This is a genomic window from Methylorubrum sp. SL192 (assembly GCF_026672325.1).
GTDB classification, from domain to species: domain Bacteria; phylum Pseudomonadota; class Alphaproteobacteria; order Rhizobiales; family Beijerinckiaceae; genus Methylobacterium; species Methylobacterium extorquens.
In genome coordinates this window covers 688591-713235 of record NZ_JAPPQV010000003.1, presented here as the reverse complement: position 1 = coordinate 713235, position 24645 = coordinate 688591, and the positions used below count along the sequence as shown (strand labels likewise).

Annotated in this window: 25 protein-coding genes; 7 read left to right on the top strand and 18 right to left on the bottom strand. The window is 69.4% G+C overall.

What is annotated here, in order from left to right:
* Positions 1–74 precede the first annotated feature (74 nt).
* Positions 75–1586, top strand: a complete 1512-nt coding sequence (hisS, locus tag OVA30_RS04165; RefSeq protein WP_056507120.1) for a histidine--tRNA ligase — start codon at positions 75–77, stop codon at positions 1584–1586.
* Positions 1587–1667: 81 nt separating this feature from the next.
* Here hisS and OVA30_RS04160 read toward each other — a convergent pair whose 3' ends face one another.
* The 4 genes from OVA30_RS04160 to OVA30_RS04145 form a co-directional block, all read right to left on the bottom strand.
* Positions 1668–2516, bottom strand: a complete 849-nt coding sequence (locus OVA30_RS04160) for a DUF883 family protein (protein WP_003601198.1) — start codon at positions 2514–2516, stop codon at positions 1668–1670.
* 64 nt (positions 2517–2580) lie between these two features.
* The gene (locus OVA30_RS04155; protein ID WP_003601200.1) at positions 2581–2967 is read right to left on the bottom strand and encodes a DUF3618 domain-containing protein; all 387 of its coding nucleotides are present in this window, start codon (positions 2965–2967) and stop codon (positions 2581–2583) included.
* On the bottom strand, positions 2964–3371 hold the full coding sequence (locus OVA30_RS04150) for a phage holin family protein (RefSeq protein WP_003601203.1): 408 nt from the start codon (positions 3369–3371) through the stop codon (positions 2964–2966). Before OVA30_RS04150 ends, OVA30_RS04155 begins: the two co-directional genes overlap by 4 nt.
* 11 nt (positions 3372–3382) lie before the next feature.
* Positions 3383–3862, bottom strand: coding sequence for a hypothetical protein (locus OVA30_RS04145; protein ID WP_003601204.1), 480 nt, complete (start codon positions 3860–3862; stop codon positions 3383–3385).
* 530 nt (positions 3863–4392) lie between these two features.
* Here OVA30_RS04145 and OVA30_RS04140 point away from each other — a divergent pair.
* The 5 genes from OVA30_RS04140 to OVA30_RS04120 all read left to right on the top strand — a co-directional run bounded on the left by OVA30_RS04140 (position 4393) and on the right by OVA30_RS04120 (position 10365).
* A complete protein-coding gene (locus tag OVA30_RS04140; RefSeq protein WP_015822153.1) occupies positions 4393–5817 on the top strand; it encodes an alpha,alpha-trehalose-phosphate synthase (UDP-forming) in 1425 nt (474 codons plus the stop codon).
* 82 nt (positions 5818–5899) lie between these two features.
* Positions 5900–7993 carry a glycogen debranching protein GlgX gene (gene glgX, locus OVA30_RS04135; protein ID WP_268174694.1) on the top strand — a complete coding sequence of 698 codons (2094 nt, stop codon included), beginning with the start codon at positions 5900–5902 and terminating at the stop codon, positions 7991–7993.
* Between the two features lie 96 nt (positions 7994–8089).
* Entirely contained in the window at positions 8090–8740 is a 651-nt protein-coding gene (gene upp, locus OVA30_RS04130; RefSeq protein ID WP_268174693.1) for a uracil phosphoribosyltransferase, read from the top strand.
* A 144-nt stretch (positions 8741–8884) separates the two neighbouring features.
* Positions 8885–9895, top strand: a complete 1011-nt coding sequence (locus OVA30_RS04125; RefSeq protein ID WP_268174692.1) for an NAD(P)H-quinone oxidoreductase — start codon at positions 8885–8887, stop codon at positions 9893–9895.
* 191 nt (positions 9896–10086) lie between these two features.
* Positions 10087–10365: a hypothetical protein gene (locus tag OVA30_RS04120; protein WP_003601213.1), complete on the top strand. Its 279-nt coding sequence runs from the start codon at positions 10087–10089 to the stop codon at positions 10363–10365.
* Positions 10366–10501: 136 nt separating this feature from the next.
* Here the strand turns inward: OVA30_RS04120 and OVA30_RS04115 are convergent, their stop codons facing one another.
* The 5 genes from OVA30_RS04115 to OVA30_RS04095 all read right to left on the bottom strand — a co-directional run bounded on the left by OVA30_RS04115 (position 10502) and on the right by OVA30_RS04095 (position 14819).
* Positions 10502–11383 carry a 3-hydroxybutyryl-CoA dehydrogenase gene (locus OVA30_RS04115; RefSeq protein ID WP_003601214.1) on the bottom strand — a complete coding sequence of 294 codons (882 nt, stop codon included), beginning with the start codon at positions 11381–11383 and terminating at the stop codon, positions 10502–10504.
* A 158-nt stretch (positions 11384–11541) separates the two neighbouring features.
* The gene (locus tag OVA30_RS04110) at positions 11542–12495 is read right to left on the bottom strand and encodes an electron transfer flavoprotein subunit alpha/FixB family protein (protein WP_268174691.1); all 954 of its coding nucleotides are present in this window, start codon (positions 12493–12495) and stop codon (positions 11542–11544) included.
* Positions 12496–12575: 80 nt separating this feature from the next.
* Positions 12576–13325 carry an electron transfer flavoprotein subunit beta/FixA family protein gene (locus OVA30_RS04105; RefSeq protein WP_003601217.1) on the bottom strand — a complete coding sequence of 250 codons (750 nt, stop codon included), beginning with the start codon at positions 13323–13325 and terminating at the stop codon, positions 12576–12578.
* 162 nt (positions 13326–13487) lie between these two features.
* The gene (locus tag OVA30_RS04100; protein WP_003601219.1) at positions 13488–14060 is read right to left on the bottom strand and encodes a cob(I)yrinic acid a,c-diamide adenosyltransferase; all 573 of its coding nucleotides are present in this window, start codon (positions 14058–14060) and stop codon (positions 13488–13490) included.
* A 120-nt stretch (positions 14061–14180) separates the two neighbouring features.
* Positions 14181–14819 (bottom strand): acyloxyacyl hydrolase, encoded by a 639-nt coding sequence (locus tag OVA30_RS04095; protein WP_003601220.1) that lies wholly within the window; start codon positions 14817–14819, stop codon positions 14181–14183.
* 315 nt (positions 14820–15134) lie between these two features.
* On the opposite strand from OVA30_RS04095, the gene OVA30_RS04090 reads away from it, so the two are divergent.
* Positions 15135–15575: a lipocalin-like domain-containing protein gene (locus OVA30_RS04090; RefSeq protein WP_015822146.1), complete on the top strand. Its 441-nt coding sequence runs from the start codon at positions 15135–15137 to the stop codon at positions 15573–15575.
* Positions 15576–15607: 32 nt separating this feature from the next.
* On the opposite strand, the gene OVA30_RS04085 is transcribed toward OVA30_RS04090, so the two are convergent.
* From OVA30_RS04085 to OVA30_RS04045, 9 genes are all read right to left on the bottom strand, one after another.
* A complete protein-coding gene (locus tag OVA30_RS04085; protein WP_003601223.1) occupies positions 15608–15793 on the bottom strand; it encodes a twin transmembrane helix small protein in 186 nt (61 codons plus the stop codon).
* 69 nt (positions 15794–15862) lie between these two features.
* Positions 15863–18580: a TIGR02302 family protein gene (locus OVA30_RS04080; RefSeq protein ID WP_268174690.1), complete on the bottom strand. Its 2718-nt coding sequence runs from the start codon at positions 18578–18580 to the stop codon at positions 15863–15865.
* A gap of 120 nt (positions 18581–18700) precedes the next feature.
* Positions 18701–19795, bottom strand: a complete 1095-nt coding sequence (locus OVA30_RS04075) for a UV damage endonuclease UvsE (RefSeq protein WP_268174689.1) — start codon at positions 19793–19795, stop codon at positions 18701–18703.
* A 46-nt stretch (positions 19796–19841) separates the two neighbouring features.
* Positions 19842–20861 (bottom strand): biotin-dependent carboxyltransferase family protein, encoded by a 1020-nt coding sequence (locus OVA30_RS04070; RefSeq protein ID WP_268174688.1) that lies wholly within the window; start codon positions 20859–20861, stop codon positions 19842–19844.
* A complete protein-coding gene (pxpB, locus tag OVA30_RS04065) occupies positions 20858–21583 on the bottom strand; it encodes a 5-oxoprolinase subunit PxpB (protein WP_268174687.1) in 726 nt (241 codons plus the stop codon). Before pxpB ends, OVA30_RS04070 begins: the two co-directional genes overlap by 4 nt.
* 46 nt (positions 21584–21629) lie before the next feature.
* A complete protein-coding gene (locus OVA30_RS04060) occupies positions 21630–22487 on the bottom strand; it encodes a CheR family methyltransferase (protein WP_012253141.1) in 858 nt (285 codons plus the stop codon).
* Positions 22487–23635 carry a protein-glutamate methylesterase/protein-glutamine glutaminase gene (locus tag OVA30_RS04055; RefSeq protein ID WP_012253140.1) on the bottom strand — a complete coding sequence of 383 codons (1149 nt, stop codon included), beginning with the start codon at positions 23633–23635 and terminating at the stop codon, positions 22487–22489. Before OVA30_RS04055 ends, OVA30_RS04060 begins: the two co-directional genes overlap by 1 nt.
* Positions 23636–23701: 66 nt before the next feature.
* Complete coding sequence (locus OVA30_RS04050) at positions 23702–24124, bottom strand: response regulator (RefSeq protein WP_012253139.1); 423 nt, start codon at positions 24122–24124, stop codon at positions 23702–23704.
* A gap of 20 nt (positions 24125–24144) precedes the next feature.
* Entirely contained in the window at positions 24145–24624 is a 480-nt protein-coding gene (locus OVA30_RS04045) for a chemotaxis protein CheW (RefSeq protein ID WP_003606250.1), read from the bottom strand.
* Positions 24625–24645: the final 21 nt, after the last annotated feature.

The following is a 24645-nucleotide window of genomic DNA, read 5'->3' as shown; positions in this document are numbered from 1 at the left end:
GGGTTGCCGCCCCGCCCGCGGCTGCGATAGAGCCGGACCTCATTTCCGACCCATCCCGCTCGATCGGCGACGACATGGCCAAGGCCGACACCCTGAAACCCCGCCTGCCGCGCGGCTTCCCCGACCGCACCGAGGCCGACATCCTGGCCCAGGGGCGGATGCTCGACACGATCCGGCAGACCTTCGAACTCTACGGCTTCGAGGCGCTGGAAACCCCCTTCGTCGAGTACACCGAGTCGCTGGGCAAGTTCCTGCCGGATCTCGACCGGCCGAACGAGGGCGTGTTCTCGTTCCAGGACGACGACGAGCAGTGGCTCTCGCTGCGCTACGATCTCACCGCGCCGCTCGCCCGCCACGTCGCCGAGAACTTCGACGCGATCCCGAAGCCCTATCGCAGCTACCGGGCGGGCTACGTCTTCCGCAACGAGAAGCCGGGGCCGGGCCGCTTCCGCCAGTTCATGCAGTTCGATGCCGACATCGTCGGTGCGGGCTCCGTCGCGGCCGATGCCGAGACCTGCATGCTGATGGCCGACACGCTGGAGCGGCTCGGGCTCGCGGGCCAGTACGTGGTGAAGGTCAACAACCGGAAGGTGCTCGACGGCGTCATGGAGGCGATCGGCCTCGCCGGGCCCGACAAGGCCGGGCAGCGCCTCACCGTGCTGCGCGCCATCGACAAGCTCGACCGCCTCGGCGCCGACGGCGTGCGCCTGCTGCTCGGCCCGGGCCGCAAGGACGAGAGCGGCGACTTCACCAAGGGCGCCGGGCTTGGCGACGACGCGATCGAGCGCATCCTCGCCTATGTCGGCTTCGAGGCGAGCCCGCACGAGGGCGCCGACCGGATGGCGTTCTGGGAGAAGTTCTTCGGCTCCTGGCAGGAGGTTGTCGGCACCTCCGAGACCGGCCGCGAGGGCATCGCCGAACTCCACGCGATCATGCGGCTCTGCGAGGCGGCGGGCTACGGCCATGACCGGGTGCGGGCCGACCCCTCCGTGGTGCGCGGTCTCGAATACTATACCGGCCCCGTCTACGAGGCGGAGCTGACCTTCCCCGTCACCAATGAGGACGGCCAGACCGTCCGCTTCGGGTCGGTGGCGGGCGGCGGGCGCTATGACGGCCTCGTCGGTCGCTTCCGCAGCGAGCCGGTGCCGGCGACCGGCTTTTCCATCGGCGTCTCGCGGCTGTTCTCGGCCCTGAGACTGACCAAGAGCCCGCTGGTGGAAGGTGCAGCCAAGCCCGGCCCGGTCGTGGTGCTGGTGCTCGATCGCGAGAACATCGCCGAGTATCAGGCGCTGGTCGCGCAGCTGCGCGCGGAGAACATCCGGGCCGAACTCTATCTCGGTGCGGCCGGGATGAAGGCCCAAATGAAATATGCCGACCGTCGCCGCGCGCCGGCGGTGGTGATCCAGGGCTCGAACGAGCGCGAGGCCGGCGAGGTCCAGATCAAGGACCTGATCGCGGGCGCCCGCGCCGCCGAAGCCATCGCCAGCAATGCCGAATGGAAGGCTGCCCGCCCGGCCCAGGTGTCGGTGCCGGTGGAACAGATGGTCGAGACGGTTCGCGAAACGCTGGCCCGGCATTTCGGGTGAGAAGCACCGAATAACCGGTCCGTTTCAGCGCATCCCCTCTCCCCGCCTGCGGGGAGAGGGGGGAAGACCCACGCTTGTCCCTTACGGACGGTGCGCCGGCCGGCTGGTTTCGTTGAAGCCGGGCCGAGAGCCGGTCGCTTGGCCGGTCGCTTGGCCGGCCGTTTGGCCAGTTGCTTGGCCGGTCGCCGGCCCGCCCTGCTGACCACTCTGCGGGCCGCCTTCCGCGCTCGCGCGCTTGACCGCCGCATCGAGGTTTTCAGGGTCGAGCGCCGTCTCGACGAAGGCGCGGCCGCGATGGGTCAGATCGCGGGCGTAGCGGATGCCCTGGTCGCGCAGGTCGTCGGCATAGGGGCCGAGCGCCTGATCCTCCTGGCGGGTGCGCGGCAGGAGCGCGCCGAGCAGCAGGCCGGCGGCAAGGCCGACCACGCCGACGAGGAGCGGGTTCTCGGAGACGAAGTGCTCCGTGGCGGTGCGGCCCTCGTGCAGACGGCGATAGCCGCGATCCGCGAGGTCGGCGGCGCGCTGGCGCTGCGTCTCGTAGCGGTCTTCCGCCCAGGAGCGGGCATCCTCGTAGGTCTCGCCCGCCCGCTCGCGGGCGGCGCGAACCGTGTCGCTGGCCTGGGCACGGGTGGAATCAGCAGCCTCGCTCACGCGGTTCTTGAGCTCGGAAGCCCGGTCCGCAGCCTGGTCGCGCAGGTTGCGTGCGCCTTCCCGCGCTTGTTCGGTCGTGTCCTGCAGGCCGGCTTGCAAGCGGGCATTGGCGTCACGGCCCTGCGTGGTCGCGCGGTCGGAAATGTCGTGCAGATTGTGCTCGACGCCGGACTCGCGGGGCATGCCGGAGCGGGCGGCGATGTTCTCGGGCAGGGTCTCCACCGGCGCGCCAGTCGGCGGCGTGGTGACAGGGCCTTGATGATTGGGACCTTGGCTCATGATGGACTCCGTTTCCTGGTCGGCCGGCGGCGCGGAATGCCCGCGCGCGGCCTGAGATGATGGGTCAGACCTGACGCTCGGGCGGCAGATCGTGGAGGGGGCGCCCGCCGGGGGCGTCGGGGTCGTAGGTGCGGTCGGCCCCCGTCACGGTGACGGGCTTGGCCTCCACCGGCACCACGGCACGGGAGGGAGAGGGACGGCGGACGGTCCGCATGCCGTTGAGCAGGAGGCCGACGCCGGCCGCGATCAGCAGCACCGGCACGGGGTTGCGCCGCACCGCCAGCAGGGCGTCGTCGTAGAAGCCGCTATAGGGCGTCTGCCGGGCCGAGCCGAGCATCTCGTCGACGAGGCTCGACGCGTTCAGGCGCCCCTGGATCCGGTCGATGGTCTCATCGAGACGGGCGCGGCTCTGCTCGATGTCCTTCTCGAGATCCGAGATCGATTCGCTCATCCCGAAACCCTTTCCGTCAACGCGCGGGCATCCTGCCGGACCTGCCGCGAGGTCCGGGTCGGCGCGAGGTTGGACAGCGACATCGCCCGGGCGCCGATGACGCCGAGCACCACGGCTATGAGCAGCATGCCGCCGCCCACCAGCAGGGCCGCGAGCCATTCGGACCCCACGAGGGTCGCGACGAACTTCACGAGCGCGCCGATGAGCACCAGCATCGCCGTGACCGCGAACACCGCGGCCAGCACCATCATCGCGAGGCCGATGAACAACGAGCGGACGTTGCTCGTCATCTCCGTGCGGAAGAGGGCGATCTCCTTGCTGGCAAGCTCACTCGCCTCGCGCAGGGCGTCCGCGACGAGGGCTTGGATCGAGGAGGGGGGCGGGGAGGGGTTGGGGCCTGTCATGGCGCGTCCCTTCAAGCCCGGTAGTCGTCGTAGGCGTGGTCCGTCTCGGGGCTGCCCGACGCCTTGACGAAGCGCGACAGCAGGAAGCCCGCCGCGAACGCGCCGACCGCCACCGTCACCGGGGAGCGCCGGGCGTAGGTTTCCGCCTGACGGTAGAAGTCGTCGAGGCTGCGCCGCTCGATCGAGCCGGCGAGATCGTCCAGCCCCTCGGCCGCGCTGTCGAAGAAGGCGCGGATGTTGGGGCGGTCGTCGAAGGTCTTGCCGGAATCGCGCAGGGACTTGGCGAGGTCCGAGACGGAACGGGCCGCCTCGCCCTTGCGGTCGTCGACGTAGGACAGGGCCTGCTGGCGTGCGGCGGCGGCGAGCCCCTTGCTGCGCTCGGCGGCCAGACTGGCGGTGTCTTCCACGTCGTGGCGCAGATCCTCCAGGTCGGCCTTGGTCTCGGCCGGCCGGGCACCGCCGACGGGATCTGGGGACGCGGACGAGGTCATGGGCTTGTCTCCGGGCAAGATGGCTGGTCAAGATCGCCGACCGGCGCGGATGCGCTTCGATCTGCGATTAACGTGGCCGAAGAACCGTTGGCTGCCTCGCGGAGTTCCGTTTCACGAGACCCTTCCGGGCCGCGGTCGCCGAACGACCGGCCTTCCGCGAACGGAAGTCAGGACAAGCGAGGAAGCACCGCCCCTCCGATGCCGATGCCCGCCCCGATCATGCGCCCCGGCCCGATGCCGGTTCAGGACCGGATGTCATCGCCTATTCAGCTTGGCCCTTGCATGGTGGCGGCGGCTCTGCTGCACTGCGGGGAACGCGGGAAGGCGTGGGGGCCGGTCGGGCGGATGCGGGATCGAACAGCGGTAACATCGTCGGTCCGCCCGCTTGACCTACAGGGGGGGATGCGTTTGGCTGCATCTCGACGGATCGCGCCAGGCTTCCGCGCGTTTTCACCCAGACGCAAGACCCTCAAGACCCTTCGGCCGACGCGCTCCGCGTGCCGGCCCCAGCGAGGACCGGAGCCGGGTTCGTGGCACGTCTGATCATCGTCTCCAACCGTGTCGCCGTACCCGCCGAGGGTAAGGATGCGGTCTCCGCAGGGGGACTCGCCGTCGCGGTCAAGGAAGCTTTCTCCTCCTACGAGGGGTTGTGGTTCGGTTGGAGCGGCAACATCCGCGACAACCCGAGCGCCGAGCCGGAACTGATCGACCGCGGGTCGATCCAGTACGCCGTCCTCGACCTGTCCCCGCAAGACCACCGCGAGTACTACGCCGGCTTTGCCAACCGGGCGCTCTGGCCGATCATGCATTACCGGATCGGGCTGGGGACGTTCTCCCGCTCGGATTATGCCGGCTACCAGCGCGTCAACCAGACCTTCGCCCAGGCGCTCGCCAAATTGGTCGAGCCGGACGACCTGATCTGGGTGCACGACTACCATCTGCTGCCGCTGGCGAGCGAGCTGCGCGGCCAGGGCATCGCCAACCCGATCGGCTACTTCCACCACATCCCGTGGCCCGCCGCCGACGTGTTCAACACTCTGCCCGCCAGCAACGAGCTGCTGCGCGCCATGGCCGATTACGACCTGATCGGATTGCAAACCGATTCGGACGTGCAGAACCTCTCGCGCAACTTCATCGACACGATGCGGGCGATCCCGCTCGGCGGCGGCTCGATGATGGTGGACGGGCGCCGCACGCGAATCCGCTCCTTCCCCATCGGCATCGATGTCGCCAGCTTCAAGGAAGCCGCCGACAAGGCCGGCTCCAACAAGGTGGTGCGCGAGACCATGGCCGGCCTGCGCACCCGCAAGCTGCTCATCGGCGTCGATCGGCTCGACTACTCGAAGGGCGTGCCCGAGCGCATGGAGGCGGTGGACCGCTTCTTCGCCTCGAATCCGGACCAGCGCGGCAACGTCGTCTACATCCAGATCACGCCGAAATCCCGCAGCGAGGTGCCGGAATACGAGCAGCTCTCGCGCGAGGTGAACGAGAAGGTCGGCGACATCAACGGCATGCTCGGCGAGCCGGCCTGGACGCCGATCCAGTACGTTACCAAGGCCTATCCGCGCCCGGTCCTCGCCGGTCTCTACCGGGCCGCCCGCGTCGGCCTCGTCACGCCGATGCGCGACGGCATGAACCTCGTGGCTAAGGAATACGTCGTGGCCCAGAGCGAGGAGGATCCCGGCGTCCTCGTCCTCTCGAAATTCGCGGGTGCGGCCCGGCAGCTGCCCGAGGCGCTGCTCGTGAACCCCTACGACCGCTTCGAGGTCGCCGAGGCGATCCGGCAGGCGCTCTACATGCCCCGCGGCGAGCGCCTGGAGCGCTGGAAGCCGATGGCGGACCGCATGCGGCGCGAGGACGTGGATTGGTGGGCCCGCTGCTTCATGGTGGAGCTGGAGACCTTCCGCACCGTCGAGCGCGAGCCGCCGAGCACGACGGCGGCGGCGGCGGAGTAGAGCGCGGCTTCCGCCTCGGCGACGAATCGGCCTCAGTCGAAGCGTGGCCTTTCACTTTGGGCCCGTTTCACGAAAGACCGGAATGATCGTCATCGAGGAGGGCCTGCCGACACCGCTGGGCGCGCATTTCGACGGCCGCGGCGTCAACTTCGCCCTCTTCTCGCAGAACGCGACCCGGGTCGATCTCTGCCTGTTCGATCCCGGCGCCCGTCACGAATCGCGCACGATCCGCCTGCCCTGCCGGACCGATGACGTCTTCCACGGCTATCTCCACGGCCTTCTGCCGGGGCAGCAATACGCCTACCGCGTGTTCGGCCCCTGGGACCCGGCGGCCGGCCACCGCTTCAACCCGGCCAAACTCGTCCTCGACCCTTATGCCCGCGAGATCGCCGGCCGCATCCGCTGGCACGACGCGCTCTACAGCCATCGCCACGGCGGTGTCCGCGAGGACCAGATCGACCGGCGCGACAGCGCCCCGTTCGTGCCCCGCGGTGTGGTCACCCGTCCCGATACCCCCGACGCCATCGCCCTGCCCGCACCGCGCCCGCTCCACGAGACGGTGATCTACGAGGCGCACGTCAAGGCGCTGACCCGGACGCATCCGGCCCTCTCGGAGGCCGAGCGCGGGACCTATCTCGGCCTCGCCCATCCGGCGATCATCGAGCACCTGTTGAAGCTCGGCGTCACCGCCCTCGAACTCCTGCCGATCCAGGCCTTCGCCGACGACCGCTTCCTCGTGGACAAGGGCCTCGTCAATTTCTGGGGCTACCAGCCCTACAACTACTTCGCGCCGGAGCCGCGCTATCTCGGCGAGGGCGGGGCGAGCGGGCTGCGCTTCGCCATTCGCGAACTGGCCTCGGCCGGTATCGAGACCCTGATCGACGTGGTCTACAACCACACGGCCGAGGGCGATCATCGCGGGCCGACGCTCGCCTTCCGCGGCATCGACAATGCGAGCTACTACAAGCTCGACCCCGACAACCTTCGCCGCAACATCGACTGCACCGGCTGCGGCAACACCCTGAACGTCGCCCATCCGCGGGTGATGCGCATGGTGCTCGACAGCCTGCGTCACTGGGTGACCGCCTATGGCGTGGCGGGTTTTCGCTTCGATCTCGCGACCAGCCTCGGCCGCGCGCCGAGCGACTTCTCCCCCCAGGCCGCCTTCTTCCAGGCGGTGCAGCAGGATCCGGTCCTCTCGCGGGTCAAGCTCATCGCCGAGCCCTGGGATATCGGCGGGGGCGGCTACCAGCTCGGCGGCTACCCCTATGGCTGGAGCGAGTGGAACGACCAGTTCCGCGATAACCTCCGCGGCTTCTGGCGGGGGGATTCCGGCACCCTCGCCAAGCTGACGCAGGGGCTCTCCGGCTCGCGCGAGATCTTTCTGCCCTCCGGCCGCTCGCCGCTCGCCAGCATCAACTTCGTCGCCTCGCATGACGGCTACACGCTCGCCGACGTGGTCGCCTACGAGGAGAAGCACAACGAGGCCAATGGCGAGGAGAACCGCGACGGCCACGGCCACAACCTCTCGGCCAATTACGGCGTCGAAGGACCGACGGACGATCCCACCATCCTGGCCCTACGCGCTCGGCAGAAGCGCAACATGCTGGCCTGCGTGTTCTTCGCGCAGGGCGTGCCGATGCTGCTGATGGGCGACGAGCGATCGCGCACGCAATCTGGCAACAACAACGCCTATTGCCAGGACGGCGCGTTGAGCTGGATGGATTGGGAGAATGATCCCGATCCGACGCTCACCGAGTTCGTGGCGAACCTCGCCGCGCTCCGCCGGGTCTGCCGTTCCTTAAGGCGGCGCCACTTCCTCGTCGGCAGCTGCGTCGGCGAGACGGCCCTGAAGGACGTGCACTGGCTCTCCCCCGATGGGACCGAGATGGACGAAGCCGCCTGGGGCGACGGCGAGCGCCTAGCCTTCGGCATGCAGATGAGCAACGACATCGAGGGCTCGGAGCGCGTCCTCATTCTCATGAACGCGGCGCCCGAGCCCTGCCCCTTCGCCCTGCCACCCGATCTCGGCGGCCCCTGGCGGCCCGTCTTCGACACCACCCTCGACACCGGCACGGTCCCCGACGGCGCGCGGCCGCCGGCCCCGGTCGGCGGCACCGTCGATCTGCCCGAGCGGGCGGTGCTGGTGCTGAAGTCGCCGCCCCTCCTTGATTGAGGGGCTCGAGCGAGAAAACGTCCCGCGCGTCTCGGCTTCCTCCGCCCCCCGTGGCATCGTGCAGCCGGGATTACGACAGGCACAGGGACGGTATCGATGCAGGCGGAGAGCGGCAGCGCGGCACGGGTGACGGTGGTCGATCACCCCCTCGTCCAGCACAAGCTGACGATGATGCGCGACAGTGACCGCTCGACCAAGGGGTTCCGCGAACTCCTCAACGAGATCGGGATGCTGCTCGCCTACGAGGTGACCCGCGACCTGCCGCTCGAACCGGTCACCATCCAGACGCCGATTCAGCCCATGGAAGGGCGCCGGATCGCCGGCAAGAAGCTCGTGCTCGCTCCGATCCTGCGGGCCGGCGTCGGCTTTCTCGACGGCATGCTCTCGCTGATGCCCTCGGCCCGCGTCGCCCATGTCGGGCTCTACCGCGATCCCGACACGCTCCAGGCGGTAGAGTATTACTTCAAGAGCCCGTCGGATCTGGCCGACCGCACCGTGCTGGTGCTCGATCCCATGCTCGCCACCGCCAATTCCGCGGTCGCGGCGGTGGAGCGGCTGAAGAGCCGGGGTGCGAAGGATCTCCGCTTCGTCTGCCTGCTCGCCGCGCCCGAAGGGATCGCCCGCTTCCAGGCAGCGCATCCCGATGTGCCGGTCTGGACCGCAGCCATCGACAGCCACCTCAACGACCACGGCTACATCGTGCCAGGCCTCGGCGATGCCGGCGACCGGATGTACGGCACACGCTGATTTTTTGGCTTTCGATCCAGCGCTCGCTCACGATGACAGAGGCGGTTCACGGCTCGACGCGCCTCGTCCCCTGCGCCATCTGACTTCGAGCGTACGCGCGACCAACCCGCGGCGTGAGCCCCGAGGAAGCCCCAAGGAAGCCCAATGACAAAAAACCTGCCCGAGACCATGCGCCAGATCCGCTTCACCGCTGCGGGTGGCCCTGAGGTCATCGCGGTCGAGACCGTGCCGCTGCCGAAGCCCGCGGCCGGGCAGGTTCTGATCGAGGTGGTCGCGGCGGGGGTCAACCGGCCCGACATCATGCAGCGCCAGGGCAGCTACCCGCCGCCCAAGGGCGCGACCGAGATTCCGGGCCTCGAGATCGCCGGCCGCATCGCGGCGTTGGGCGAGGGGGTGACGGGTTTTTCGGAGGGCGAGGAGGTCTGCGCCCTCGTCATCAGCGGCGGTTACGCTGAATTCGCCGTCGCCGAGGCCGGGCAGGTGCTGAAGAAGCCCGGGCCGCTCTCGCTGGTGGAGGCCGCCGGGCTGCCCGAGACCACCTTCACCGTCTATTCCACGGTGATCCAGCGCGGGCGCTTGCAGAAGGGCGAGACCTTCCTCGTCCATGGCGGGTCGAGCGGCATCGGCACCACGGCGATCCAGATCGCCAAGCAGCACGGCGCCCGCGTCCTCACCACCGCCGGCTCCGACGAGAAGTGCCGGTTCTGCGAGGAGCTGGGCGCGGATGCCGCCATCAACTACCGCGAGGCCGATTTCGCCGAGGAGGTGAAGCGCCTCACCGACGGTAAGGGGGTCGATGTGATCCTCGACATGGTCGGCGCGGCCTACCTGCAAAAGAACATCGCCTCGCTGGCGGTGGAGGGGCGCCTCGTCCAGATCGCCTTCATGAAGGGCTTCAAGGCCGAGAACCTGACGCTGACCCCGATCATGCTCAAGCGCCTGACCATCACCGGCGCGACCCTGCGGGCCCAGGCCAAGGAAGCGAAGGCCGCCATCGCCGAGGGCTTGAAGCGGGATGTCTGGCCGCTGGTCGAGGCGGGCAAGATCCGCCCCATCGTTCACGCCACCTTCCCGCTCGAGGAGGCGCGCAAGGCGCATGAGCTGATGGAGACCAGCAGCCACACGGGCAAGATCCTGCTCACGACGGGCCGCTGAAGCCTCATCCGAAGATGTTTTCGGCGATTTGAAAGTGATGGGGCCGAATCAAGACTTTTGAGCCTCGTCCCGAATGCGGGACGAAGCTCAAGGCGCAGCTTGCTCAGGAACTCTCGGAGCCACACCGGCGTTGGCCAAGCATAACCGATGCTGACGCCGCCCCTTTCGCCGGGCGGAAGAGAGGGAACTTCATGGCCCAGATCGAGACCCAAACCGATGCCCGCCAGGGTGCGAAGGGCAAGCCTGTCCTTTACGTGCTGGTCGCGAGCCTCGTCCTGCTGGCGGTCGCCACGGTCGGCCTGCTGAGCTGGAACCGGGCGGAGACGACCTCCGACTACGCCGGCAAGAGCCAGGAATCGTCGCGTGAAGTGACCACGGGGTCCGTCAACAAGGCCCCGTCTTCCAACAGCGGCAACGTTCCGGCCGAGAACCCCGCCTATCCGCAGCCGGCGCAGAAGTCGGCCCAGTAAGGCCAAGCACCACGATCACGAAAAAGCCGCCCGGGATGATGTCCCGGGCGGCTTTTTCTTTGGCTCTCGGTCTTTGGTTTGACGCGCATTCCGACGAACCGGCATCCACTTCGTCGGAATGCGCTCTCGCGAGGCCTCAGCGCGTCGGGATCGGCGTCTCGCCACGGTAATCGTAGAACCCACGCTTGGTCTTGCGGCCGAGCCAGCCGGCCTCGACATACTTCACCAGCAGCGGGCAGGGGCGGTATTTCGAATCCGCCAACCCCTCGTAGAGCACCTGCATCACCGACAGGCAGGTATCGAGGCCGATGAAGTCGGCGAGCTGCAGCGGCCCCATCGGGTGGTTCGCGCCCAGCCGCATCGCGGTATCGATCGACTCGACCGAGCCCACGCCCTCGTAGAGCGTGTAGATCGCCTCGTTGATCATCGGCAGCAGGATGCGGTTGACGATGAAGGCCGGGAAGTCCTCCGACATGGTCGAAGTCTTGCCGAGCCGGGCGATGAAGGCCTTGGCCGATTCGTAGGTCGGATCTTCGGTGGCGATGCCGCGGATCAGCTCGACGAGCTGCATCACGGGCACCGGGTTCATGAAGTGGATACCGATGAAGCGGTCCGGCCGGTCGGTCGCCGCGGCGAGCCGCGTGATCGAGATCGAGGAAGTGTTGGTCGCGACCAAGGCGTCGGGCTTGAGCGAGGGGCAGAGCGCCTGGAAGATCTTGCGCTTGGTCGCCTCGTCCTCGGTGGCGGCCTCGATGACGAGGTCGCAGGGTGCGAGGTCGTCGTAGCTTCGGGCCGCGGCGATGCGGTCCAGGGCGCTGCGGCGCTGCTCGTCGCTCAGCGTTCCCTTCTGGACCTGACGCGTGAGGTTCGCGTCGATCAGCGCGAGACCGGCATCGATCCGCTGCGGATCGCGGTCGTTCAGCCGAACGTGGAGGCCCGAGGTCGCACAGACATGCGCGATGCCGTTCCCCATCTGGCCGGCACCGACGATGCCGACCGTCTTGATCTCGATGCCCATAACCGTATCGCGTCCTACCTGCTGCGGCATCGTCGTCTCGGACCGCACCCCTAGAATGCGGCACTGCAACAAATGCGTCAAACCGGTCTCAAGCCGCAGGCGCCCAAACCGGTTCGACGGTGTCGCGAGGTGCGTTACCGATCCGTCTACCGATGCGTCTAACGATCCTTGGCCTTGGCGATCTCGGCCTGCAAGTCCGGCACGACCTGAAACAGGTCGCCGACCAGCCCGTAATCCGCCACTTGGAAGATCGGCGCGTCCTCGTCCTTGTTGACGGCGACGATCACCTTCGAGTCCTTCATGCCGGCCAGATGCTGGATCGCGCCGGAGATGCCGACCGCGACGTAGAGGTCGGGCGCCACCACCTTGCCGGTCTGGCCCACCTGCCAGTCGTTCGGGGCGTAGCCGGCATCCACCGCCGCCCGCGAGGCGCCGACCGCAGCGCCCAGCGCGTCGGCCAGCGGCTCGATCAGCTCCTTGAACTTCTCCGCCGAGCCGAGCGAACGGCCGCCGGAGACAATGAACTTGGCCGAAGCCAGCTCCGGCCGGTCGGACTTGGCGATTTCCTCCGACTTGTAGGCGGCGCCGAGCGCGTCGGGCGCGGCCGCCGAGACCGCCTCGATCGCGGCGGAGGCGCTGCCCGGTTCCGCGGGCTTGAAGGCGGCGGTGCGCACGGTGATGACGCGCTTACCGGCACCGGCCTGCACGGTCTGGATCGCGTTGCCGGCGTAGATCGGGCGCTCGAAGGTGTCGGGCGAGATCACCTTGATGATGTCGGAGATCTGGGCGACGTCGAGGAGCGCGGCGACGCGGGGCAGGGTGTTCTTGCCCGTGGTCGTGGCGGCGGCAACGATCGCGTCGTAGGGCGCGGCGATCGCGGCGATCAGGGCGGCGGTCGGCTCGGCGAGGTCGTGGTCGTAGGCGCCGTCCTCGGAATTCAGCACCTTCTCGATGCCGTCGAACTTGGCCGCAGCCTCGGCCGCCGCCTTCGAACCGGTGCCGAGCACCAGGGCGTGGATGGGCGCGCCCAGTTCCTTGGCAGCGGTCAGCGCCTTCAGCGTGCCGTCCTTGATCTGCCCGTTGGCGTGCTCGACGTAGAGGAGCGTGGTCATCGGCGAAACTTCTCAAAAAGAGGGGAGGCGCGCCGCTCGACCGGAGGCCGGGAGCGGCGCCGCGAGGATCGGAGCCAGGGTCAGAGCACGCCGGCTTCGATCTTGAGCTTCTGCACCAACTCGGCCGCGGAACCGACCTTGACGCCCGCCTGCCGGCCCGATGGCTCGACGACCTTGAGCACGGTCAGCTTCGGCGCGACGTCGATGCCGAGCCCCTCCGGCGTCAGCTCCTCCAGCGGCTTCTTCTTCGCCTTCATGATGTTGGGCAGCGACGCGTAGCGCGGCTCGTTGAGGCGCAGATCCGTCGTGACGATCGCCGGCAGCTTGAGCGAAACGGTCTGGAGGCCGCCATCGACCTCGCGGGTCACGTCGATCGCGCCCTCGCCGAATTCGAGCTTGAAGGCGAAGGTGCCCTGCGGCCAACCGAGAAGGGCGGCGAGCATCTGACCGGTCTGGTTCGAATCGTCGTCGATCGCCTGCTTGCCGAGGATGACGAGGTTCGGGCTTTCCTTCTCGACGATCGCCTTCAGCACCTTGGCGACGGCGAGCGGCTCGCAATTCACGTCGGTCTTGACCAGGATCGCCCGGTCGGCGCCCATGGCGAGGGCGGTGCGCAGGGTTTCCTGCGCCTGCTGCGGGCCGATCGAGACGGCGACGATCTCGGTGACCTTGCCCTTTTCCTTCAGACGGATCGCCTCCTCGACGGCGATCTCGTCGAAGGGGTTCATCGACATCTTGACGTTGGCGAGCTCAACGCCCGACCCGTCGGCCTTGACGCGGATCTTCACGTTATAATCGACGACCCGCTTGACGGGCACCAGAACCTTCATGGCTGTCGCTTTCCTCCGCTCCTGCGAAGTCCCGGCGTCACTTGCTGGACGACTCTCGGACCCGCTTGACCGCGATCGATGGGATTTTCAGGGCGGCGGGACCGTAGCGAGGCGATTTCCCGCTTGTCAACGCGCCTTATCGGCGGCGTGACCCGCGGCGAATCACCGGTTCTGGCCCGGCACCCAGAGCACATCGTCGGCGCCGTCGCGGTTGGCCGCGCGCGAGGCCACGAACAGGAAGTCCGACAGCCGGTTGAGATATTGCAGGGCTTCGCCCGAGATCGCCTCGCTCTCGACGCCCGACAACGCGACCACCAGCCGCTCGGCGCGGCGGCAGACGGTGCGGGCGAGGTGGAGCGCGGCGGCCGCGGCCGAACCGCCGGGCAGGACGAAGGATTTCAGCGGCGGGATGTTCGCGTTGAGTGCGTCGATCTCCGTCTCCAGCCGCTGCACCTGCGCCGGCACAATCCGCAGGGGCTCGTAGCCCAGCGGCTTGTCGCTCGGCGGGGTGGCGAGGTCGGCGCCAAGATCGAACAGGTCGTTCTGGATGCGCGCCAGCATCGCGTCGAGAGCGGGCTCGGCCGTGAGGCGGGCGAGCCCGATGCAGGCATTGGTCTCGTCGACGGTGCCGTAGGCCTCCACCCGCAAATCCGCTTTGGAGCGGCGCTCGCCGTTGGCGAGCCCGGTCGTCCCCTGGTCGCCGGTGCGGGTGTAGATGCGGTTGAGCTTGACCACGGCGTCTCTCCCGCGGGCCATTAAGTGTTCTTCAACGAGAAGACCCGCCGGGCGATGTTTCGCGCCCGGCGGGTCTTTGCAACCCGTAAAACTCTGGCCCCCCGCAAAAGCGGCTTTCGGTCAGAAGGTGTAGCCGAGCTTGCCGCCGAAATTGGTCAGGCCGCGGTTGTCGCCGCACAGGCCGGCATTCGACATATGCTCGACGGTGGCCATGACGCTCCAATGCGCGTCGATGCGGAAGCCGAGCGCCGCCGCCTCGCGGAACAGCGGATTGCAGCCCAGCGCGTTGAAGCCGTAGGGGGCGTTCGCCTTCAGGCCGGTATAGCCGTTATGCGCCGCGCCGCCGAAGAAGCCTTCGAGGAAGACACGCCGGTCCAGGGTCTCGGGGAAGAGATCCACGGTCCAAGTGGCGCCGATATAGGCGTAGCTGGTGCGGCCGCCGGTGTTGTAGCTGCCGCCGACGGTGGGCCGCGGCACGAAGGCCTGCCAGAACGGATCGGTGGTGATCAGCGGCTTGGCGAACAGGATCTCGCCGTTGACGTTCGCGGTGCTGAAGCCCGGCAGCTTGCCCTCGGCGCTGCCCGGATCCTGCACCGAGCCGCCGATGCGAACCTCGGAGACGATGGAGTAGGGCTGGACGGGGGCGAAGTAGGGCGGCGGTGCGGGAGCCCGGGCGGCGCCGAGATCGGCGGCCTGCGTGGTCGTGATCGCCGACGCGGCCAGCGCGCCGACGAGAATCCGGGCAAAGGGTGACTTCATCGGCGGTTGGTCCGTCCGTTTCAATCCGTCCCAAATATCACGCTGTTCTGAGCACAGCCTGCGGATTCATCCGGTCCCCAACTTTTTGCCGGCCGGGTGGGGCGTGCGCGCCACACCGGTCTGGTCTTCCACCCGCAGGCCAGCGGCCGCCGAACCGGAAGATCATGGCTGCGATGCAACAAATGATGCATCGCACAAGGCGGTATCGCGTTGACCGACAGCGCCCGCTGCGGAGCGCATCACGCGAACGGATGGATCATGCGGACGACACGAGGAATGCTGGCAGCTGCGACCCTGGCGGCGAGCTTGGCGCCGATGCCGGCTCGGGCGGAGGGCGATACCCCGATCCAGGGACTCTGGAAGCTGGTCTCGTACGAGGTGGAGGTCCGCAAGGACGGCGAGAAGCTGCCGGTGATGGGCGACCACCCGACCGGCTACGCCTATTTCACCCCGGAGAAGCGCGTGTTCTTCGTGCTGACCGGTGAGGACCGCAAGCCCGCCAAGGACGACGCGCAGCGGGCCCAGCTCCTTGAGACGCTCGTCTCCTATACCGGCAAGTTCCGCCTCGACGGCGACAAGTGGATCGCCGACCTCGACGTCGCCTGGGATCCGAAATGGGTCGGCTCGGAGCAGACCCGGACCTTCACGCTCGATGGCGAGCGCCTGCGGGTGCTGACCCCTTGGCGGGTGATGCCGAACTGGGCCGACAAGGGCGAGACCCGCAGCATCGTCACCTTCGAGCGTGCCAAGGAGTGAGGTCGAAGGGTCGGGTTAGTCAGGCCGGGCGGTCAGGCCGCCCGCCACCAGACCACACCCATGATGACGATGATCGCGACGAATTGCAGGAGCACGCGCAGGCGCATCAGCTTCTGCGAGAGGTTGGCGCTGCCGCCCCGCATCATGTTGACGAGGCCGAAGAGCAGCACGCCGGCCACGGCGAGGCAGGCGAGGAGAACGAGCTGGTTGGCGGACATGGGTCGGTGATCTCGTGAGAGGCCGTGCTGACGCGAGCACGGCCCGAAAGGGGATTCGATCGGCGGAATTCAGTTCCGGCGGAGCAGACGCTCGAAATAATCGAGTTCTTCCTGCGGGCGCGAGGGGTCGCCGAGCTTGCGCCGCAGTTCCTCCATGATCCGGCGGGCGCGCTGCACCGCGGATTCGTCGGCATTGGGTACCCGCACGTTGCCGTTCGAAAGGTCGCGTCCGCGGGTCGGGCGGCCGAGCGGATCGTCGTCGGCGGAGCCCGAGCGGCCCTGCTTACCCTGGGACTGGCCCTCCTGCTGGCCCTCGCCCTCCTGGCCCTCGGCCATCTGCTGCATCTGCTTCTGCATGCCCTCGGCACCGCGCTTCAGCCCGTCGAGAGCGCGGCCCTGCGCGTCCACCGCGTCGCCGTTGCGGCCCTGGCCGAGCGATTCCTCGGCCTCGCGCATGGCCTCCTCGGCATCCGACAGCCCCTCTTCCCCCTGAAGCCCCTGCTGCTTCATCCGGTTCTTGAGATCCTGGAGCTGCTCGCGCAGGCCCTGCTGGCGCTGGCCCATATTCTGGCCCTGCTGCCCGCCGCCCTGACCCTGCTGCCCCTGGCCGCGCTGCCCCTGCTGGCCGCGGCCCTGCTGCCCCTGTTGGCCTTCCTGGCCCTCGCCCTGCTGGCCGGGCTGCTGCCCGCGCTGGCCTTGCTGCCCCTGCTGCTGGCCCGGCTGCGGCCTCTGGCGCTGGCCGGGACGCTGCTGGCCCTGCTGGCCTTCCTTGTAGGTCTCGTCGCGTAGGTCCTGCTGCTCGCGGGACATCTTGTCGAGTTCGTCGAGCTGCCGGTTCATCTCGGCCATGCCGCCATCGGACTTCTGGCCGTTCTCGGCGTTCTGAAGATTTTCGAGCACGTTGCGGAGCTGTTCGAGCAGGCGCTGGGCTTCCGCCGTGTCACCGCGCTGCATCGCCTCCTGCATGTCCTTGATCATCTTCTCGAGATCGTCGGGCGTGACGGTCTGGCCGTTCTGCTGCTGTTGCTGGCGCTCCGATTGCTGCCGGTTCTGCGGCTTCGCCCGCTGAGCGAACTCCTTCATGAACTTGTCGAGGGCCTGTTTCAGATCCTCGGTGAGCTTCTTGACCTCCTCGTCCGGCGCGTTGCGCTCGATCGCCTCCTTGAGGCGGTCCTGGGCGGCGCGCAGGGCCTTCTCGGCGTCCGAGAGATCGCCGTCCTCAATCTTGAGGGCCATCTCCCACAGGAGGTCGGCGACGTTGGTGAGATCCTCGTCCGACTTCGCCGCCCGCAGCCGGTTGGCGGCGGTGGTGAGGCCGAGGAAGATCCCCGGCTGCGGCGTGAAGCGCTCCGGCGCGATCCGCAGGGCGTCGAGCGCGGTCTGGACGCGGGCGCGGTCCGCGTCGGGCGCGGTGACGAGGCGGCGGCGCTCCTCGGCCAGCGCGCGGGCGAGCGGCTGGCTGAAGGGCCGGGCCGGCAGCACGATCTCGGCGGTCTCGGTGCGGCCCTCCTGCCCGGCCTCGTCGCGGACCACGAGGGTGAGCTTCACCCGTGCGCCGGACCAGGGATTGTCGGTGAGATCGACCAGCGTCTTGGTGTCGGTCTCACCCGTCGCGTCGGCGGGGAGTGCCAGCGCGATCTTGGGCACCGGCACCAGCGAGCGCCCGGCCTTCAGCGGCTCGAGCAGCCCCTCGGCGGCGGCGATGCCGTAATCGTCCTTGGCCCGGTAGCTGAGATTGAAGGTGCCGCGCCCGTTCACTTCGAGATCGCCGACCCGGCTGACTTCGGGCGGCTGGTCGGGGATCGTCTCGATCACGAGGCGTTGCGGCTCCGAGCCGGAGGCGGCGATGCCGAGTTCGGCGGTGCCGCCGGCGAGCCGGAACCGCTCCTCGCGCAGGGTCGCGCGGGTCTCGTTGGCCTTCGCACCGTTCTGCACGACGCCCCGCGGAGCGGGCCGGCCGGCAGCGTCCTTCTCGTCCTTGGCCACCGGCATAAGGGCGGCGTTCGGGGTCAGCTCCGCCTCGCCCTGGCCGGCGATGCGCACGATCAGGGTGGAATTGACCGGCGCGCGCAGGCGCTGCACCGGGTCCTTCGGCGTGCCCGACATCGTCACGATCAGCGGCGGCACGCGAGTGTAGATCGGCGGGTCGATCCAGCCATCGACGCGGAAGCTCGGCGCGGCGGCCTGGGGCTCGCGCCAGTCGAAGGCGGCGGCGACGCGCCCGCGCCATTCGGGGCCGGCGACGAACAGAGCGGCCAGCGCCGCGACGAGGACGCCCGCGCGGAGCGCCAGCGGATCGTGGCCGGGCATGTGCGGGCGCGGACGCCCCGCCTTCAGCCGCGCGACGGCGGCAGCGGCCCGCGACTGGTGCAGGGCCCACAGGGCGCGGGTGACCGGATCGCTCTGGCCGACGGCCAGCGTGTCCTCGATCGAAGAGGCCGGATCATGCGCGGTCCCACCCTTGCGGGCGGCCTCGCGGTCGATCCGGGCGAGCGCCTCGCGCCGGCTCAGGGCACGGAGCCGAACCGCCGGCCACAAAGCGGCGACGAACAGGGCGGCGAAGAGCCCGAGCCCGACCATGCGCCCAACCGGCGGAAGATCCAGCCACAGGCCGAGCCAGGAGGCGGCGAGGAAGGCGAGGACGACGCCGAGCCCGCGCCACAACACCGGCCAGGCCCGCTCCCACAGACCTGCGGCCCGCGCCTGCGCCACCAGCCGGTCGAGGCGATGGCGCGTCGCGCCCTGTGGATCGCCGCCGCTCGAATTCGTCCGTTCGGCCTCGCTCATCGTGTCCGGTCGCGGCTCCCGCGGGCGCCGGGCAGAGGAGCCCCGCGCACGAATGAGGAAGCTAGCATGGTGACGGGCGCACTCCGCCGGGTCAAATCCGCCCAGTCGCGCTTGGTGCCGTCACGCGGCCGCCTGCGACAGGTCGCGGCCGATCCGGGCGGCGAGCGGCACGCTCGCTTGGTTCTTGCCCTTGGCCTCGATCTCGAAATCGGTCCAGGCGAGGTGCCGGGCGACGAGCGCGTTGACCGCCTCGTTCCACATCAGGTCGGAATGGGCGGCCAGATCACGCCAGGAATGACCCTGTTCGGACAGGGCCGCATAGTCCGGCAGCGTGCCGGTATCGTGCTCGGGCAGGACCGTTTCCCGTGAAACACTGATATGGCTCACCGGCCGCACACCGCGCCAGGAGGCGATCACCGCCGGGATGCGGGGATCGTCGGGCTCGATATAGACGCCGCGGCTCTCGACCCAGTGGTGGTGGAGGTCGAGCACCACCGGCACCCTGTCGCCGAGCCGCAGCACCGCGTCGAGGCCAAACAGCGACTCGTCGTTCTCGACGGTGAGCAGGTTGCGCGCCGTCTCCGAGATCAGCGACAGACTCTCGCGAAAGCCCTCGATGCCGGGCTCGCGCCCGCCGATATGGATGTTCACGTGGGCACCATGCGGGTGCCAGCCGGAGCCGTAGCCCAGCATCGCCATCACTTCGGCATGGTATTCGAGTTCGGCGATGCCGTTTTTCTGCGCGTTCGGGTTGCGCGAGGCGATGATGCAGAACGGGCCGGGATGCATGCTGAGCCGCACATCCCCCGCCCGCGCCTGCTCGCCGACCCGGGCGAGGCCGGCCTCGATCAGGGCGCGCATCGGGGCCTGGGCATAGAGCGGCTCGGCCACCGGATGGGTGTAGCCGGGCAGTACCGAGCTCGCCATGCGCAGCAGCCGCTCCAGGGGCGGCCGGGCCGACACCCAGGCGATCTGGCGTTCCAGCGCCGCGAGGTTGTGGCGCACCACGCCCTCCAGCTTCTCGAAGCGCGCGGTGGGCCCGAGGCGCTCCAGATGCGCCATCGTCACCGTGCCGAGATTCATTAGCTTGGCCGCGTCCTTGGCGGCTTTCAGGGTTTTGTGGGCCGGGTCCGGATCGGGGATGAAGGTGCAGCAGAAGCCGAGGCGGGGCGGCTCGGCGATGTTCGGCTGGGAGGGGTTGGGCTTGCGCGACATGGGCCGATAACGCGTCAGGATCGGCTTCGGCCCCCGGCAAAAAAGATCAATCCTCCGCGCGCAACGCGTCCACCGCCGCGCCCGCGAGGTTGGCCGCCATCAGCCGCTCGGCCTCGCCCTCGACCGGCCGGAGGCGGGTGCCCAGGGCTGCGATCCGCGCCGCCGCCTCGCGGGCAAGCCGGGTGGCGATGGCGAGATCGACCGCCGCGAACCGCACCGGCTCGCCCGGCCGGCGCTGGGCGATCCGTCGCAGGTCGACGGAGATCACGGTGGCGATCTTCGGGTAGCCGCCGGTGGTCTGGCGGTCGGCGAGCAGGACGATGGGGCGGCCCGAACCCGGCACCTGCACCGAGCCGGCCACGGTGGCGTCGGAGACGATGTTGAAGCCGGCCGCGCCGTGGGCGATCTCCGGTCCGTCGAGCTGATAGCCCATCCGGTCGGCCCGGTTCGACACCGTGAAGGTCTCGGCCAAGAACGTCGCGAGGCCGGCTTGCGAAAACAGGTCGTCCTGCGGTCCGAGGACGACGCGGACCGGCGCCTCGCGCTCCAGCGGGATCGGATCGAGGCTGTGGTCCGCCTCATACGAGGCCGGGGCGGCGAGCGGCAGGCGGTCGCCTTCGCGGCATGGGCGCCCGTCGAGGCCGCCGAGTGCCGCGCGCTGGTGGAGCGCCCGGCTGCCCATCACGCTGCGGACGGGAAAGCCGCCGGCCGCCGCGAGATAGGCGAACACGCCCTCGCGCGGCCGCTCGATCGTCAACGCCGAGCCCTCGCGCAGGACGAAGGCGCGATGCGCGGCGAGCGGCTCGCCGTCGAGGCGCAGCCCGCTCGGCGCCCCCGCCAGTGCGAGGCGCACCGCCCCGCCCTCGACGCGCAGGCTCGCCGCGGCCAGTCCGAGTTCGAGCGCCGCCGTATCGGCCGGGTTGCCGACGAGGCGGTTGGCGGCGGCGAAGGCGAGCGGGTCCATCGGCCCGGAGGCCGAAAGCCCGAAGCGGAGAAAGCCGCGCCGTCCGCCATCCTGAAGCGAGGCTGCGCCAGTGAGGCGGACGAGATGGAGGTGGGCGCTCATCCCGCGCACAACTCGGCCACCGGTTCGCCGGCTTCCGCCGCGGCGGCGAGCGCGTCCCAGCGTTCGGCCGGGGTTGGGACGAATCGCACCCGGTCGCCGGGGCGGAGCAGGAAGACGGGGTCACGCTCGGGCACGAAGGTCCTTTCGGGGGTTCGCCCGAGAAGATGCCAGCCGCTCGGGGCCGCGATGCTCGCCACCAGCGCCTGGGCGCCGCCGATGGAGATGGTGCCGGCCGGCGTCACCGGGCGCGGGCTGGGGCGGCGCGACAGGGCGAGCCCGGAATCGAGCCCTTCGAGATAGGCGTAGCCCGGCAGGAAGCCGATCATCGCAACCCGGTATTCGGGGGCGCTGTGGCGCGCGATCACCGCTTCGGGCGTGAGCCCGTGATGGGCGGCGACCGCGTCGAGGTCGATCCCGAACGCGCCGCCATAGACCACGGGGATGCGCCACAGGCGCGGGGCCGGGACCGCCGCGAGCGGTTCGCCCGCCAGCGCCAGAACGGCGCGGCCGAGTTCGGCCGGGTCGGCGCGGAGCGGATCGAGATGGACGGTCAGCGAGCGGTAGGTCGGCACCGTCTCCAGCACGCCGGGGAGGGCCCGCTCCGCCAGGGCCGTATCGAGGGCGAGCACGCGGGCGCTGAGGCGCGCATCGATGCCTGAGCCGAACTCGATGGTGAAGGCCGTGTCTCCGCAGGGCAGCAGCCGCGGCGCGTCGTGCGTCATGGCGGCAGGTTACCCAATCGGGCAGCCCGCCGCGAGACGTCGATATCTAGAACCCGGCCGCGAGGCGGTGGGGTACCGCCGTCCGCCCGGCGGCGGCGGCCTGGCGGTAGAGGCCGCGGTGCTGCGGATCGGGCACCAGCGCCTCGGTGAGGCCGATCACGGTCTCGGCGGCGCCGAGCAACAGCGCGCCGTCGGGGGCGAGCGTCTTGGCGATCCGCTCCAGCACGTCGGTCTTGGTCGGCGCGTCGAAATAGATCAGCACGTTGCGGCAGTAGACGATGTCGAACTGGCCGAGATGCTCGAACGGGTTCAACAGGTTGAGCGGCCGGAAGCTCACCATCCCGGCGAGCGACGGACTGATCCGCCATTGCTCGCCGACCTGGGTGAAGTGCTTCACGAGGAGCTGCACCGGCAGGCCGCGCTGCACCTCGAAATGGCTGTAGAGGCCCAGCCGCGCCTTCTCCAAGACCTCGGTCGAGAGGTCGGTGCCGACGATCTCGATCTGCCAGCCGGCGAGTTGCGCCGCGGCCTCTTGGATCATCATCGCGAGCGAGTACGGCTCCTGCCCCGTGGAGGCCGCCGCCGACCAGATCCGCAGGCGCCGCTGGGGGCTGCGGGCGGCGATGGCTTTCGGCAGCAGCACGTCGCGGAACAGGTCGAACGGCGCGCGGTCGCGGAAGAAGAACGTCTCGTTGGTGGTCATCGCCTCGACCACCGCCTTCTCCAGCGGCCCCTCGCGGGACACCCGCAGGGTGCCGACGAGGTCGGTCAGGGTTGCGATGTTGAAACGGCGGCAGACGGGGGTGAGCCGGCTCTCGACGAGATAGCGCTTCTCTGCGCCGAGGCTCAGCCCGGAGCGCTTCCTGAGATAGTCGCGCAGGAACGCGAAATCCGCTTCGGTCATCAAACGCGCTCCGCGATCGCGTTGCGCAGAGCCGGTCCGATCTCGGGGAGCGGGAGGACGGCGTGGCACAGGCCTGCTTTGGCGACGCTGCCGGGCATGCCCCAGACCGTGCTGGTGGCTTCGTCCTGAGCGAGCAGGATGCCGCCGGCCTCGACCAGCGCGCGGGAGCCCGCCGTGCCGTCCGAGCCCATGCCGGTGAGGATGACGCTCAGCGTCGCCCCGCCGTAGAGCGCGGCGGCATCGAGGAACATCACGTCCACCGCCGGGCGGCAGAAGTTCACCGGTGGCCCGTCGTCGAGGCGGATGATGGTCTCGGCCGCGGAGCCCGCGAGCCGCATGTGGCGCCCGCCCGGGGCGACGTAGATGCGGCCGGGCTGCAACCGCTCGTCGGCCTTGCCCTCGGCCGCCGGCAGCCCGATCCGGGCGCCGAGATGTTCGGCGAAGACGGCGGTGAAGACCGGCGGCATGTGCTGCACGATCAGCACCGGCAGGCGCCGAAGCGTGGCCGCGCCGATCTTCTCCAGCACTTCGCCGACCGCCCGCGGGCCGCCGGTCGAGGAGCCGATCAGCAGGGCGCGCGGCGGCACCACGGTGCGCGGCTTCGGCCGCAGCGTCACCGTGCCCGACAGGCGCGAGACGGCCGGTGCGGCGGGCGCCGCGGAGGAGGCGGATTCGACCGCGGTCGGCCCCGGCCGACGCCGGGCGCGGGCGGCTCCGAACACCCGGATGCGCTCGATCAGGTCGTTGCGGAAGCCGTCCGAGGTGGTGACGCCGCGGTTGCTCTCGGGCTTGGGGATGTAATCGACCGCGCCGAGCGCGAGGCAGCGCAGGGAGACGTCGGCGTTGCGCTGGGTCAGCGTCGACATCATCACGACCTGGATCCCCGGCTGCTTGGCGAGCATCAGGGGCAGGGCCTGGATGCCGTCGAGTTCCGGCATCTCGATGTCGAGGAGCACCACGTCGGGGTTGCAGCGGGCCAGCGCGTCCACGGCGGCGCGGCCGTTGGGCGCGGTGGCGACCACCTCGTGGCCCGCCTCGCCGAGCCAGCGCGAGACGAGCCCGCGCACCACAGCCGAATCGTCGGCGACCAGCACCTTGATCGGGCTGCGCGCCGCCGGAGCGTGTGCGACGGCCGGGAATGCCGACATGGGGGGAACTCGTTTCCGGGGGAGCGAACGAAGGGGCGGAGGCCTGGACAAGCCCCCGGAGACGGATCAGGCGGCTTCGGACGGATGCACCGCGAAGCCGACCAGATCGAGCTTGGCCATCATGATTTCCCGGTCGAAGGGCTTCATGATGTATTCGTCGGCGCCCGCGTGAAGCGCTCGGGCGATGGCGCCGACATCGTTCTCGGTGGTGCAGAACAGAACCTTCGGCTGGTCGCCGAGCGGGGACTGACGCAGGAGCCGCAGCACCTCGTAGCCGTCCATGTTCGGCATGTTCCAGTCGAGCAGGATCACCGTCGGCATCGCTTCCGCGCACATCACCAGCGCCGTGGCGCCGTCCTCCGCGTCGCGGACGCTGAAGTCGAGGGTCTCCAGGATGCGGCGGGCGACCTTGCGGATCACCGCCGAGTCATCGACGATCAGCGCCGTCTTCGCCACGTTCTTGGTCGAGTTCTTGGTCGGGCCGGTCATCGTGCGGGCATCCCTTGGCTTCAGGCGACCTTCGCTTCGCGGGCGTCGCCGAAGGCGAGCAGCGCATCGACGTCGAGGATGACCAGGAGGCGCCCGTCGAGGCGGTGGACGCCGAGCGAGAGGTCGCGCCAGCGGGGATCGAGGTTGATCGGCACCGGCTCCTGCGTGTCGGCGCCGAGCTTCAGCACCTCGCCGACACCGTCGACGATGAGCGCGAAGGTCTCGCCCGCCTGTTCCAGGCCGATCGCCATCTCGGCCGCACCGGCCTCGCGGCCGGGGATGCCGAGGCGGCGGCGCAGGCACAGGGCCGTGACGACCCGTCCGCGCAGGTTCAGGAGGCCGACGATTTCCCGGGGCGCGAGCGGCACCGGGGTGATGCCGGCGGGCACGAACACGTCGTGCACCCGGTCGATGGTGAGCCCGAACATCGTCTCGCCGACGAAGACGGTGACGTAGTCGGTGGTGTCGGTGGGAACGGTGTTTCCGTTGGCGGCCTGCATGGCGGCGTATCCTCTTCCGGT